This window comes from Bacillus sp. AFS017336, from assembly GCF_002555445.1.
GTDB lineage: Bacteria > Bacillota > Bacilli > Bacillales > Bacillaceae_G > Gottfriedia.
The window spans coordinates 1-14,541 of sequence record NZ_NUCO01000003.1 but is presented as its reverse complement, the minus strand read 5'-3'; the positions used below and the strand labels follow the sequence as shown (position 1 = coordinate 14,541).

General features: G+C 33.3%; 15 protein-coding genes and 1 other annotated feature. Of the genes, 4 read left to right on the top strand and 11 right to left on the bottom strand.

What is annotated here, in order from left to right; all coding sequences use genetic code 11:
- Positions 1-181: 181 nt before the first annotated feature.
- The 5 genes from mnmA to CN601_RS00700 all read right to left on the bottom strand — a co-directional run bounded on the left by mnmA (position 182) and on the right by CN601_RS00700 (position 4,252).
- Positions 182-1,300, bottom strand: a complete 1,119-nt coding sequence (gene mnmA, locus CN601_RS00720) for a tRNA 2-thiouridine(34) synthase MnmA (RefSeq protein WP_098121814.1) — start codon at positions 1,298-1,300, stop codon at positions 182-184.
- Between the two features lie 28 nt (positions 1,301-1,328).
- Complete coding sequence (locus tag CN601_RS00715; RefSeq protein WP_098169678.1) at positions 1,329-2,474, bottom strand: cysteine desulfurase family protein; 1,146 nt, start codon at positions 2,472-2,474, stop codon at positions 1,329-1,331.
- 187 nt (positions 2,475-2,661) lie between these two features.
- Complete coding sequence (gene cymR, locus CN601_RS00710; RefSeq protein WP_098121816.1) at positions 2,662-3,078, bottom strand: cysteine metabolism transcriptional regulator CymR; 417 nt, start codon at positions 3,076-3,078, stop codon at positions 2,662-2,664.
- A 586-nt stretch (positions 3,079-3,664) separates the two neighbouring features.
- The gene (locus tag CN601_RS00705; RefSeq protein ID WP_098121818.1) at positions 3,665-3,877 is read right to left on the bottom strand and encodes a hypothetical protein; all 213 of its coding nucleotides are present in this window, start codon (positions 3,875-3,877) and stop codon (positions 3,665-3,667) included.
- A gap of 42 nt (positions 3,878-3,919) precedes the next feature.
- Positions 3,920-4,252, bottom strand: a complete 333-nt coding sequence (locus CN601_RS00700) for a DUF4257 domain-containing protein (protein WP_172447414.1) — start codon at positions 4,250-4,252, stop codon at positions 3,920-3,922.
- A 310-nt stretch (positions 4,253-4,562) separates the two neighbouring features.
- Between CN601_RS00700 and CN601_RS00695 the strand changes: the two genes are divergently transcribed.
- Together CN601_RS00695 and CN601_RS00690 are read left to right on the top strand one after the other, a co-directional pair.
- Positions 4,563-6,323 (top strand): hypothetical protein, encoded by a 1,761-nt coding sequence (locus CN601_RS00695; protein WP_098169677.1) that lies wholly within the window; start codon positions 4,563-4,565, stop codon positions 6,321-6,323.
- Between the two features lie 92 nt (positions 6,324-6,415).
- On the top strand, positions 6,416-7,060 hold the full coding sequence (locus CN601_RS00690; RefSeq protein WP_098169676.1) for a DUF2306 domain-containing protein: 645 nt from the start codon (positions 6,416-6,418) through the stop codon (positions 7,058-7,060).
- A 32-nt stretch (positions 7,061-7,092) separates the two neighbouring features.
- Here the strand turns inward: CN601_RS00690 and CN601_RS00685 are convergent, their stop codons facing one another.
- Complete coding sequence (locus CN601_RS00685) at positions 7,093-8,382, bottom strand: replication-associated recombination protein A (protein ID WP_098169675.1); 1,290 nt, start codon at positions 8,380-8,382, stop codon at positions 7,093-7,095.
- Between the two features lie 141 nt (positions 8,383-8,523).
- Between CN601_RS00685 and CN601_RS00680 the strand changes: the two genes are divergently transcribed.
- Both CN601_RS00680 and CN601_RS00675 read left to right on the top strand, forming a co-directional pair.
- Positions 8,524-8,949: a Myb-like DNA-binding domain-containing protein gene (locus CN601_RS00680; protein ID WP_098169674.1), complete on the top strand. Its 426-nt coding sequence runs from the start codon at positions 8,524-8,526 to the stop codon at positions 8,947-8,949.
- A 98-nt stretch (positions 8,950-9,047) separates the two neighbouring features.
- Positions 9,048-9,266 carry a hypothetical protein gene (locus CN601_RS00675; protein ID WP_098169673.1) on the top strand — a complete coding sequence of 73 codons (219 nt, stop codon included), beginning with the start codon at positions 9,048-9,050 and terminating at the stop codon, positions 9,264-9,266.
- Between the two features lie 104 nt (positions 9,267-9,370).
- Here CN601_RS00675 and CN601_RS00670 read toward each other — a convergent pair whose 3' ends face one another.
- From CN601_RS00670 to CN601_RS26720, 5 genes are all read right to left on the bottom strand, one after another.
- Complete coding sequence (locus tag CN601_RS00670) at positions 9,371-9,619, bottom strand: hypothetical protein (protein WP_098121825.1); 249 nt, start codon at positions 9,617-9,619, stop codon at positions 9,371-9,373.
- A 92-nt stretch (positions 9,620-9,711) separates the two neighbouring features.
- On the bottom strand, positions 9,712-10,479 hold the full coding sequence (locus tag CN601_RS00665; protein WP_098121826.1) for a tRNA threonylcarbamoyladenosine dehydratase: 768 nt from the start codon (positions 10,477-10,479) through the stop codon (positions 9,712-9,714).
- A gap of 164 nt (positions 10,480-10,643) precedes the next feature.
- Positions 10,644-12,413, bottom strand: a complete 1,770-nt coding sequence (gene aspS, locus CN601_RS00660; RefSeq protein ID WP_098169672.1) for an aspartate--tRNA ligase — start codon at positions 12,411-12,413, stop codon at positions 10,644-10,646.
- Between the two features lie 19 nt (positions 12,414-12,432).
- Entirely contained in the window at positions 12,433-13,698 is a 1,266-nt protein-coding gene (gene hisS / locus CN601_RS00655) for a histidine--tRNA ligase (protein ID WP_098169671.1), read from the bottom strand.
- A gap of 69 nt (positions 13,699-13,767) precedes the next feature.
- Positions 13,768-13,995, bottom strand: a binding site (T-box leader).
- Positions 13,996-14,066: 71 nt separating this feature from the next.
- A complete protein-coding gene (locus tag CN601_RS26720; protein ID WP_098121829.1) occupies positions 14,067-14,240 on the bottom strand; it encodes a hypothetical protein in 174 nt (57 codons plus the stop codon).
- Positions 14,241-14,541 lie beyond the last annotated feature (301 nt).

Here is a 14,541-nt window from a genome sequence, read left to right as displayed (position 1 = left end):
TCAATTATTTTATCTTTTAATCATAACTACTAAGTTTATGAAATAACCAAATCTTTCTATTTAACACTATCACACCAATGAATACATTTCAAAGGAACGTTTCTTCAATTTTGTTATAGTATTTTATTTACTTTTCCCTAAAATAAAACAACCCCAACCATCCTTGGCTGGGGTAAATAGATTATCTTAAGTAAGTTAATTCCTCACCATCGATAAATGCACGATCAATCGTTCCTCCACCTAAACAGTCTGTTCCATCATAGAATACAACTGCTTGTCCTGGAGTGATTGCACGAATTTTTTCATGGCAAAGAATTCTTACTGAGTTATCGTCTAAAATATGCACTGTTACTTCGTTATCTTCTGAGCGATAACGGAATTTAGCAGTACATGTAAATGGACCTTCTTTTGGCATTTCTGAAGTCCAACTAATATCAGAAGCAAGTACTTCATTACTATAAAGTAACTCATTGTGAAAACCTTGTTCAACTAATAAAACATTATTTTCTAAGTCTTTTCCTACTACAAACCAAGGGTCGCCATTCCCACCAATTCCAAGGCCATGACGTTGTCCAATTGTATAGTACATTAGTCCATCATGTTTCCCTTTAACTTCCCCGCTCATCGTTCTCATTTCGCCAGGTTGAGCAGGTAAATAATTACTTAGAAATTCTTTAAAGTTACGCTCACCAATAAAGCAAATTCCAGTGCTGTCTTTTTTCTTAGCTGTCGCTAAATCTGCTTCCTCAGCAATTTTACGAATTTCAGGCTTTAAATAACCTCCAAGAGGAAACATAACTTTAGAAAGTTGTTCTTGGCCAAGCTGATTTAGGAAATATGTTTGATCTTTATTGCTATCAATCCCTCGTAACATTTTAAATTCACCGTCACGATACTCAACTCCAGCATAGTGTCCAGTTGCTACATAATCCGCTCCAAGTTCCATTGCATGTTCAAGAAAGGCTTTAAATTTAATTTCTTTATTACACATTACATCAGGGTTTGGTGTTCTACCTTTTTTATATTCATCTAAAAAATAAGTAAACACTTTATCCCAATATTGCTTTTCAAAGTTCACTGCATAATACGGAATTCCGATTTGATTACAAACTGCAATTACATCTTCATAATCTTCAGTTGCTGTACATACGCCAAATTCATCTGTGTCATCCCAGTTTTTCATGAAAATCCCGATGACATCATATCCTTGTTGTTTCAATAAATATGCCGTCACAGATGAATCTACACCACCTGACATCCCAACTACTACGCGAGTGTCTTTTGGATCTTTTTTATTCATCAATATTATCCTCTCGCATTTAAAAAATTTATATTTTAACTAATCGTTTTACAATTGAAGATACGCGTTCTCCAACTAAACGAATTTGTTCGTCTGTATTACCATAACCAAAGCTAAAACGCACCGAAGAACGTATTTTTGGTGAATCAATTCCAAACATTTCAACTAGAACATGTGATGGATCAATACTACCGGCTGTACAAGCAGATCCACTTGATGCTGCTACACCTGATAAATCAAGATTTACCAAAAATGATTCAATTGAAATATCATCAAAAGATAAGTTTAACACATGCGGTGCAAAAAACGTCTCATTTCCATTTTTTTCAAAGTGAATGCCATTTTCTTTTAGAACATTCATTAAGATTTCTTGAAAACGTAAATAGCTTTCTACACGTTGTTCTCTTTCAATATGAATTAATTCAACAGCTTTAGCTAGCCCAACAATACCGGGCACATTTTCTGTACCAGCACGACGTTTTCGCTCCTGCTGTCCACCAAATTGCAGTTGTGTAAAGATTGCATTTTCGCTTATATATAAAAATCCTACACCTTTAGGACCATTTATTTTATGTGAAGAAATTGATAAAAAGTCTACACCAAGTTCTTCAACATTTATTGGAATCAAGCCATAAGCTTGGACTGCATCAGTATGAAAATGAGCTTTATGATTTCTAAGAAGCTCACCAATTTCCTTGATTGGCTGTACTGTTCCGACTTCATTATTAACCATCATAATCGATACTAAAATAGTATCCTCACGTAGTGCCGCCTTTACAGATTCGATCTTCACACGACCTGTTTCATCAACTGGTAAATACGTTACCTCAAAGCCTTCCTTTTCAAGAGCCTGACATGTATGTAATATAGCATGATGCTCAATACTTGAGGTAATAATGTGCTTACCATATTTTTGATTTGCATATGCAACTCCACGCACAGCAAGATTATCACTTTCTGTTCCACCGCTTGTAAAAATAATTTCGTTAGCTTTTGCTCCTATACTATTAGCACAAACCATGCGCGCGGTATCAATTTTTTGACGAGCTTGTCGTCCAAAAGAATGAATACTCGATGGGTTTCCAAAAGTTTCTTGCATTTCTACAACCATCTTTTCGATTACTTCTGTATGCATCGGAGAAGTCGCAGCATGATCTACATAAATACGTTCCATTTTTATTAAATCCTTTCTTTATGAAGCGTACAGTACATGAGTTGGGAAATCTCGGAAAAAGAGGTTAGGATTTAACTAATTTCCTTTTCCGAGCATTTCATCCACATTTTTAATAAGCACTTGCCGCCTCAAACACTTCTTTCATAAAAGTTACATTTCTTAACATGCAACAATACAATAAACGAGCTTAAATATAAAACATATATCCATTCAAATCATCAGATTCTAACTTAGCTAAATCTTCAAGAGTAGTATGGTCCAAAACTTCATTGATCGCTTTTTGAACACGAGACCATAGCTCTCTTTGGGCAGGATTTTCATCTTCAATATTTTCGATCGGTGATAATGAGCCTTCAAGCGCAGTAATAACTTCTCCCGCTGAGATTTCATTTGGTTCTTTTGTTAAAATATACCCGCCATATGCACCTCGAATACTCTTAACTAATCCCGCATTACGTAATAATGAAATAATTTGCTCTAAATAATGCTCAGAAAGATTCTGTGCTTTTGCAATACTCTTAAGCGAAATTGGTTTATCACAATATCTTTTCGCTAATTCAATCATAACTGTTAGTCCATATCTTCCCTTAGTTGAAATCTTCATGAATTCACTCCGTTCAATAAACTGTATCTCTTATTTTTATCTGTTTTATCCTATTTTTAAACTGTAGTAATACAATTATTGTACACTATTTATACTATAAATTCACATGTCAGGGAAAAAACACACCTAATCCAATTGGAAAAGTATAATATCTATCTTAAAAATCGTATATAAATATGTTTTAGTTTTTCTGATTAACAAAGATTAAATTTTCAAATTTACTCCTCCATTGTTGTAAATAATCTGTATTATTTGAAGCGAATTGGAACAAAAACAAACGAAACACAGACATAAACTTTGATGGTACTACAGATGCTTAAGACTTTAAATTACTATTAAAAGAAAATGATTATGTGTTAAATATACCAAGCCCAGTTCAAGAGATGTATGGACAAACAATTAAAGCAAAACTTGGTGTTAACTAAAAAAAACTGGAACTCTTTTTATAGAGTTCCAGTTTTTTCATGGCTAATGTTTTTCAAATACCTCTTTTATTAGAATTAATGTAAATTAATAGAAAGGCAATTCATTTTTTATTATAATAATTGCGACAATATTTACGGTACTATTTCTTTTAATATTTTTCTTAACTTTTCAACTTTCCAGCCCGAACGAATTGAGCTGTTGCTGCTTTTTCATCGAAATCTTCAACATTTTTTCTAAAATCTTTTATGTTATTTAAAAAATTTAAGATGTTGAATTCGATGCTTTTTATTTCGTATTCAGTATCAGCATTTAATAAGTCCTCTAATAAATCTAAATAAATCGCTTTCTCTTCAGGTGTTAGCACTAACCTCATTACATGCCTCCTTCATTTCAGCTAAGAATATTATTGAAACTACTATACTATTTGCTTCGAAATATTATGCAGCGAACTTACCCTTTCCCGTTCAGTGTTAAGTGCCCTACTTAAAAGAAAGCTCTGTGATGAGAGGCCAGCTAATATACAGTATCCAATTACCATACGCATATCTTTTAACATATTCTCTGGTATAAATAAAGAAACAAATAATGTCGAGGCTGTTGCTCCAAATAAAATATCCGCAAGAAATCCTAAATAAAAGCCTTTCTTTCTTCTCACCGGGAGCATAATCGTACCTTTGTTAAACAGGATGTGAAAAATAAATCCGGTCACTCCACCAATGACGATCGCCAAGACATAGAGCTTAACCATGTTCATCCTCCATTCTTAATTTTAGGTACAAAAAAAATTCCTACTTTCGTTTCGAATATAACTTAATCGAAATGATCGCTAGGATTGGACAAGTTCTATATTAAAGTATGAACAGCTTGTACTTATTATTATAAAAGCTTGAAAAAAAATTATCAAAACAATCTTGTAAAAATTATCCAATTGTGACAAAAAACAAGTTAATAGTCCTGCAATAATATTTGAACTAAAAAACTATAAGTCTAATTAACTATTTCCCAATAACCTTATTATGATATATTTGAATTACAAAGCTGCTATAGGAGGTAATAAGTTGGCTGTACAAAGAAAATTCAAGACTATCGTAAAACAACTACACCATCAAGATTTATATCAGCGGGCAAAAGGAATAGACCAACTTAGGAAGTCTTTAGGTTCTGGTGCTTCGATCGAATCTTTAATTTATTTATTAGAGGAAGCCGGCGGAAACTTCCCAAAATCAAAAGAGGATTGGGATGATGGAAGCTATCATCTAGTTGGATTTTGTTCAGAGTTCGAAATACAAGAATTGATCATTCCAATCGAACAGAATTTCGAGGCATACAGTGAACGAGCAAAACTTCAATCACTTTATTTATTAATAAATCTTAAATCAGACTTAGCTAGAGATGTTTATATACGACTAATCGATAAATATGTTTTACAATTTTCACTAGAAATTGATGTACAGTTCATTTTTGAAGAGACAAATTGGACTCCTCATTTAGTAAAAAAATTACTACATTTAATTGAAAATACTGAAACCGCTATATCGATATTCCATTTAATTCTATTGTGTCATAGAAATTCAATATCTCTTTCTTTTACATCTGATGAAGCCGATTATGTAAAAGAACAAATTAAACACTATTACCAGTTTAAACGCGATTCATATTTAAATTATGATAACGATTATGACTTAAAATACGTTTACCAAGCTTGGAAGGAATCATACTTATTTGTTCGTACTGAAATGGGTATTTGTCTTCAATTAATGCAATTTTATTATGATGATTTTATGCATGGCTATTTAGAAGAGGCAATTGATTTTAAAGACCCGTATTTAAAAATTGATGCCGTTATCTCATTAATGGAGCAAGACGTTCAGATTGAAAAAGAAATACTCGACTATTGTGCTCACAATATTGAATCTGCCATTTGGTTTTATACAAAGCTTAATGAAGGGTCAAAAAATAAGATGTATTCGTTTACCGAAGAGCATCAATATAGTTTTGTAAAAAACAGATTGTTTCTTTATTTGATTTCTCATGAGGATTTTGGGGTCATCCCTGATGATATTGAAGTCGTTAAACGATTTGATACTGCAAACTATTATGAAGAAGAAGTAACTTATTATTTAACTAGATTTCGTAGTAACCAAGAAAACTGGGACGAAAAAGATTGGATGGCAGCATATGTAGGAGCCTATATTACTGAACAAATCCCAAGTCCTAGATTTATTGATGAAACAATTACAGCGTTTACGAGTTGGGACAAATATACGCTGGATGAACATAAAGAACAACTTGAATTACTAAATAAAACCGAAAACGATAAATTAGGTCAAGAAGTCATATTAGAATCAAAGCCAAGCTGGCACTTTGGCACGTACTTCTTAGGTTTTTTAACTGCCATTCGTACAGGTACTGCTTTCGGAAATCACGATCCATTTTATTTTTTATTACTATCTGTACTATGGATTGTTTTCTTGTTTAAATTGTATGCAACAATCCAGCTACGAAAAGGGTCAAAAGTGATTTTAACAACTAGACAATTAACCTTTAAAAAAGGAAATGAAATAAAGTCAATCGAGCTCCATAAAATAAATCGAATGAAAATCGAGCTCCGAAAATGGGGTAAAAATGAAGGGAAAATGGCAGCTTATCAAAGAAAAGTAAATTATATTGTTTTCTATGATAAGGAGGACAAGGAAATTCTATCTATTCCTTCAATTTTTATTAAACCAGAACTCCTTTTCTTTGAAATAAAATTATTAACTAATCATTTAGTTGAAACTCCAATTGTTGAAGTTTTTGAAAATGATGTCAGTGCTTAAAGCCGAGAAAAAAATCTCGGCTTTTTTTATTCATGCTCGGTTCATATTACGGTGTTATGATGATGCTAGATTTTATAATGGAGGCAGATTTGATGTATTCAAAAAAAACTTGGTGGATTTTATTTATTCTCTCTCTTTGTGTCATGATTCCATTTATAGTTCCTTATTTTTTATTTAATCCAGAAAATAGTCGTATTCAAATATCTTCTACTTCAATACAGTACCCTGCTCTAATAGCACATATCTTTTTTGCGTTGATAGCTCTAATTACTGGTTTCTTACAATTTGTTAAAAGTATTCGAAATCGTAATCCGCAAATCCATAGAATGATTGGAAAAGTTTACTTTATAAGTGTTTACATAAGCGGACTTTTAGCGTTTATTGTCATTTTTTATGTTGAGGACTTTACTCGGGCAACGTCTTTTCTTGCTTTAACATTACTTTGGATCTTTACTACATTTCAAGGTGTGTATAGCATTAAGAAGAAAAATTATATTGATCACAAAATCTGGATGATTCGAAGTATGGGGATTACTTTAGTTGCAGTTAGTGCTAGAATTTTAGTACCTATTTTATTTTTAGCTTACTTCTTGCTAAATGGAATGCATATACCTGGTGGAAGAGAGAAAATGGTCGAAGTAGCCTTAAACGTGAATATATGGGTAGGCTTATTACTTAATTTTATCATTATTGAGTGGATCATTTTAAAGAAACATAATAAAAGGAAGCTCGATTAAGCGAATACACTCGCTTAAATCGAGCTTCCTTTTTATTTTCGATCCTTCTTGAATTGCTGTAGTTTTTCAAATATAGCCCCATAACGTTTTTCGTTACCAGCATCTTTTGGTTTATAGTAAATTTGATTAACGAGTCGGTCTGGAAGATATTGTTGATTTACCCATCCACCAAAATTACCTAATGGATGATCATGTGGATAAATATAGCCAATTCCATGACCCATATCTTTTGCCCCAGCGTAATGACTATCCTTTAAATGTGCAGGAATATCATCATGTAGCCCACTTCTCACATCATTTAATGCGCGATCAATTGATGTAACACTTGAATTAGATTTCGATGATAAACAAAGTTCAATTACCGCATTTGAGAGTATAATTCTCGCTTCAGGAAAACCAACTTGTTTTGCTGCTTCACAAGCTAGTACAACCTTCCATGGATCACCAGCTAATCCGATATCTTCGTATGCAATAACTAATAGTCTACGGATAATACTAGTTATATCACCCGCTTCAATCAACCTTGCTAAATAATAAAGCGCCCCATTCACGTCACTTCCACGAATACTTTTTTGAAATCCAGACAATGTATCGTAGTGAAAGTCTCCATTTTTATCATGATTAAATCCTTTCGATCGAAGGAACTCATCAATGATTTCATCTTGTACTACAATTGTACCGTCTGATTCTTTTGGTGAACCATAAACAATTGATTCTAATATATTTAAGGATGATCTTGCATCCCCATTCACTCCATGAGCTATTTTTAATATTTGTTCCTCAGAAATTTGAATTTGTAAATTTCCTAATCCTCGATCTTCATCTCTTAAGGCCTTATCTAATAGTTTATAAATATGCTTTGGCAAGAGAGGCTCTAATTTTAATATATGGTTACAGCGACTTCTAATCGCACTGTTAACATCGTGGTATGGATTCTCAGTTGTCGCTCCAATTAAAGTAATAAATCCACTTTCTACATACGATAATAAATAATCCTGCTGCAGCTTCGACCAACGATGAATTTCATCAGCAAAAAGAATGATCTCACCGAACATTTTTGCTTCATGTACGATATCCTCAAGTTCCTTTTTCCCAGAAGTAGTAGCATTTACAGTGACAAATCGTTTATCAACTGTACCAGCAATAGCATGGGCAAATGAAGTCTTGCCAATTCCTGGTTCTCCATGTATTAACATTGAAGGCACTCGCCCATTATGTATTAATCGATATAACGCTGATTCTTTTCCGATTATTTTTTCTTGACCGATCAATTCATCAATTGTCCTAGGTCTCATACGGTATGCTAGAGGTTCATGACTCATTTTTCACCCTCCTTTTAACAAACTCTTTTTTCTATTGTAAATGAATTGGAAACATTTTTCATCTGCACTAGAAAATATTTCTCATTACTAAACAAATTAATTGGTGATGATAATAATAGATGAATTCAAGAAGGTGAAAAAATGAATATTCCTAAATCTAAATGGTCCATAGAGGATGAAAATACATTAATTGAACTAGTAAACAATTATGAAAGCAAAGGTAAATCGAAGCAAGAAGCATTTGAAATGGTCGCAAATATTGTCAATCGGACAAAAGCCGCATGTGCATCTAGATACCGAAAACTATCAACAAATCAAAGCACTGAATTAGAGGAGAAAAACCAAATCATCGAAACACCTATAAATAATCATTCATTAAATTTAGATATAGTCATTCAATTCTTAACGAATTTACAACCAAATACCCAAATCATTGAACAAAATTTCATTTTAAAAGAAAAGGTCATGAAAATAAAAAAAGAAAATGAGGAATTGTACAAGAAAATAATCAATTTAAAAATGCTGATCCAAAAGAAACAAGATGTATTGATCAATTTAGCTGATTAATTTAGACAAAATACTGTAATACATTTACCGTATTTTCTAACTTGTACTATTGTATAATTAATTAATAAATCGAATGCAGTAGTAAGGAGTATAATAAAATGAATTGGAAAAAAGGCGGTTTATGGATTATTATATTTTTTATTATTAAAGGTACATTCTCTACACTTTTGATTGTAACTGGTGCAAAATATTTTAACTTATCAACAATTCAAATATTCCTACTTGTTATTTCGCTTGTAGTGATTTCTTTAATTGGTCGTAGATTTGTTCGCAGGCATAAAAGTACAAATAAAAATGAAAAAGACATAAATATGTAACAGCTTTAAGAAAATTACACAGATTCTTTTTGAGCATCACAAAACAGCCGAAACAAAAGAAAGCGAGCAGTTTGAAACCCCCAATTTCTTGAGGGTTTCTTTTTTTACTTATTAGGTTTTCGCTTATTCATTTCAATTGATTCCATATCGTTAACAACACCGTCTTTGCCAACTTTACCTTTCTTCTTGACGACATTATCTTTCTTTTTATATAAAACATTTAACCGATTGGATAAATTATCTACATTATGCTGAGTTCGATCTTTTTCCATGTTGTTCGTACTACTACAGGCAGATAAAATTGTTAATGATAATCCGAAAGCACAACATACTTTCAATGTTCTATTCAACATCAAACACCTCCTACTTTAAGGTTAGTTTTTGCATTTATAAATAAAAAAACTGTAGGAAATTAATTCCTACAGTCTGACTACCACTAATTTTTTTATTCTTTACCTACACGTTTAATTTCAATATCTTTTATTAATTCACGTACAGCATGACTTGCCGCGATTAAGCCAGCAACTGAAGGGACAAATGCGTTTGAAGATGGTGGCATTTTTGCTTTACGAATTTTTGTATTTTCATCTGGTACGATTTCTTTACGTACATCTTCACGAATGACAATAGGGCTTTCATCTGAAAAGACAACTGTTACCCCTTTTTGAATACCTTCTTTGCGCAGCTTTGTTCGAATAACCTTTGCAATCGGATCATGTGTTGTTTTAGAAATATCTGCAATTTTAAATCTTGTTGGATCCATCTTATTAGCAGCACCCATACTTGAAATAAGTGGAATTCCTCGACGGCGACACTCTTTAATTAAATGAATTTTATATGTAATCGTATCAGAAGCATCAATTACATAATCTAATGGAATTTCGAAAAACTTTTCAAATGTTTCTTCTGTATAAAACATTCTATGTGTTATGACATCGCATTCAGGATTGATTTCTAGAATACGTTGTTTCATCATTTCTACTTTAGGTTCTCCAACCGTTGATAATAAAGCATGAATTTGTCTATTCACGTTTGTTATATCGATTACATCTTTATCGACTAGTATTAAACGACCGACTCCAGAACGAGCTAAAGCCTCTGCAGAGAATGATCCAACTCCTCCAATACCTAAAATAGCAACCGTACTGTTTTGTAAACGCTCTAAACCTGCTTTACCAAAAGCAAGCTCATTACGAGAAAATTGGTGTAACATTTGTTCAACTCCCACTATCTTAATCAGATTACAATGATTTAAATATACATGATACAAGCTATTACCATCAAGCTTGAATTTTAGAAATAAAGAATTTTAATAATCTTTCAACAAGAAAAAGGAAAGGATTAAGAAAATAAATTCCTTTCCCCTTCCTTTTTATTTTACTCTTCTACAGTTGTTTTTAACGCTAATTCTTCTAATTGTGCAGAAGAAACTGCGCTTGGTGCTTCTGTTAATAAGCAACTTGCTGACGCTGTTTTAGGGAATGCAATTGTATCACGTAAGTTTGTGCGACCTGCAAGTAACATGACAATACGGTCTAAACCTAACGCAATTCCGCCGTGTGGTGGAGTTCCATATTCAAATGCTTCCATTAAGAAACCAAATTGAGCTTGTGCTTCTTCTTCAGAGAATCCTAAGCATTTGAACATTTTTTCTTGTATGTCTCTTTCATAAATACGTACAGACCCACCACCAAGCTCGTAACCATTTAGAACTAAGTCATAAGCTTGTGCTTTTACACTACCAGGATCAGTATCTAATTTTGCAATATCTTCACGTACAGGTGATGTGAATGGATGGTGAGCAGCAAAATATCGGTTTAAATCTGCATCGTACTCAAGTAAAGGCCATTCAGTAACCCATAAGAAATTGAATTTCGATTGATCGATTAAATCTAAGTCTTTTCCTAGTTTTAAACGAAGTGCTCCTAAGCTGTTTGCAACTACTGAAGCATCTGATGCTACGAATAAAATCAAGTCACCAGCTTCAGCTTCTACAGCTAATTTTAATGTAGCAAACTCTTCGTCACTAAAGAATTTTGCGATTGGTCCTTTAAAACCATCTTCTTCAAGTTTTAACCAAGCAAGGCCTTTCGCTCCATAACGACCAGCATATTCTTGAAGACCATCGATGTCTTTACGAGAATACTTTGCTGCTTGACCTTTCACGTTTAAACATTTTACTTGGCCACCATTTTCAACAGCTGAAGTAAATACCTTAAATCCGCTTTCTTTTGCGAAAGAAGAAACATCGATTAGCTCTAATCCAAAACGAGTATCTGGTTTATCCGAACCATAACGATTCATCGCTTCATCATAGCTCATTCGAGGAAGTGGTGTAACTAATTCAACACCCTTTGTTTCCTTCATCATTTTAACCATCATTCTTTCAGTCATCTCCATAATTTCCTCTTGAGAAAGGAAGCTAGTTTCGATGTCTATTTGAGTAAATTCTGGTTGACGGTCAGCACGTAAATCTTCGTCACGGAAGCAACGAGCAATTTGGAAGTAACGCTCAAAACCTGAAACCATTAATAATTGTTTAAAGATTTGAGGTGATTGCGGTAATGCATAAAACTCACCTGGATGTACACGGCTAGGTACTAAATAGTCACGAGCTCCTTCAGGTGTACTCTTCGTTAAAATTGGCGTTTCAACTTCTAAGAAGTCTTCACCGTCTAAGAAATCACGAACTGATTTTGTAATTTTTGAACGTAATTTAAATGTGTCATACATAACCGGACGACGTAAATCTAAATAACGATATTTTAAACGAAGATCTTCAGCAACATCTGATTTATTTTCAATCGCAAATGGAGGATTTTTAGCTTTGTTAATAATCTCAAGCTTTTCTGCAGAAACTTCAATTGCTCCTGTAGCAAGATTTGTATTAACTGTACCTTCACCACGAGATACTACTTGCCCTTGAACATGAAGAATAAATTCATTACGCACAGTTTCCGCTAAAGCTAAAGCTTCACCTGAAGTTTCAGGATTAAAAACGATTTGTACAAGACCAGTACGGTCACGTAAATCAATGAAAATTAATCCACCTAGATCACGTCTTTTTTGTACCCATCCTTTAAGTGTTACACTTTGACCTATATGTGATTCTCTTAGTTCTCCACATAAATGCGTTCGTTGTTCCATTTTCAATTCCCCCACTTGATTATTTAGAGCTTACGTATTTTACAAAGAGGTCTAATGCGACTTCCTCTTGTACACCAGTTTCTTGGTCCTTTAAATTAATAACTCCTCGTGATAATTCATCTTCACCTAGAACTGCTACGAATTTTGATTTATAACGTTCAGCTGCTTTGAACTGAGCTTTTATTTTACGGTCTTGATAATCTTTTTCACAAACAAGACCAGCTTTACGTAATTGATATAAAATAGCTGTTGCTTCTTTTTTCACTTCGTCTCCAAGTCCAATTAGGAATACATCCATCTCTTGCTGAATAGGAAGGTCAATTTCTTCAGTTTCAAGAGCTAATAATAAACGCTCAATACTTAATGCGAAGCCAATGCCTGGAGTATTTGGACCACCGATTTCTTCAACTAAACCATTATAGCGACCACCGCCACTTAATGTTGAAATTGAACCGAATCCTTTACCTTCTAACATGATTTCAAATACCGTGTGATTATAGTAATCTAAACCACGCACTAAGTTTGCATCAATTTCAAATGGAATCTTCATAGCAGTTAAGTAAGATTGAACAGCTTCAAAGTACTTTACAGATTCCTCATTTAAATAATCTAAAATTGAAGGTGCTGTCTTCATTGAAGGATGATTATGATCCTTTTTACAATCTAAAACTCGTAATGGATTTGACTCTAAACGAGTATTACAGTCGCCACATAACTCATGTGCCACAGGTTTAAAATGATTCACAAGCGCTTCACGATGTGCTTTACGGCTTTCTAAATCACCTAAACTATTAATAACTAACTTAACATTTTTCAATCCAAGTCCACGATATAAATCCATTGAAAGTGCTAATACTTCCGCATCGATTGAAGGATCATTACTACCTAAAGCTTCGATACCAAATTGTACGAATTGACGATAACGACCTGCTTGTGGACGCTCATAACGGAACATAGGACCAATGTAATACAATTTTGTAGGTTGGCTACTATTTCCGTACATTTTATGTTCAACATAAGAACGAGCAATTGATGCCGTTCCTTCTGGACGTAATGTTAATTGACGATTTCCACGATCCGTAAAAGTATACATTTCTTTTTGGACGATATCCGTTGTATCACCAACACCACGTAGGAATAACTCAGTATGCTCAAACATTGGCGTACGAATTTCACTATAGTTGTATCGATTACACAAATCTTTTGCAAATTTTTCAATATACTGCCACTTTTCAACAGTACCAGGTAAAATATCCTGAGTACCTCTTGGAATATTAATTGACATTGTAAATCCTCCTAAATAAAAACCTCTTTATAAATACAAAAAACTCCCGTGCCTACTGAAATAAATATCAGTAGGGACGAGAGTTATAAGCCCGTGGTGCCACCCTAATTGAAGAACAATAAATGTTCTCCCACTTTCATCGTTAACGCCGATTCACGTTTATCCTTACTAGAAATCGTTCAGAATAAAGCCTCGGGAGTGTCTTTCAAATAGTCTACTTGTGGAAATGCTCTCAGCCACGGCACTCCCTCTCTCTCCAAGAGATCCTATCCTACTTTTCTCCGTCTTTGGATTGTTATTATGTATCAATATGTTATTTTATATCTTACGTTCGGATACAATAAATGTCAAGAACAGTTAAAAATTTTTTACGAACGCTCTAGCTGTCTTTTCAAATCACGCACTTCTCTTAAAGTAAGGCCAAACTCACTCGCCATCTCTAGTGAATTAGTTTCTTGCCCCCTATTTTGAAACTCATGAAAATCCATATTCAAGACACCTTTTCTACCTGATCCTAGACTATTACGATTATTTATTCTCATGATGCAGTCTCCTTCCAAGTATGTTGTTATATAGGATGTCCAAATATTTATCGGATTAAACAATTAAAGTAGTTTCAGTTCTATCGGCTTACGAGAAAATGTGTAAAACTTTATAAAAATTGAGTATTTCTTAATATATCGTTTCAAAAATGAATCAAATAATTAGTATAATTGGATGAAATTAGTGGTTATTGCTGACTTATTTGCAGATTTGATGATTTTATTTGCAGTTTGGGTAATTTTATTTGCAGTTTTACTATTTTTATTTGCACTTTAGATCGTTTATTTGCAGTTTCACTAT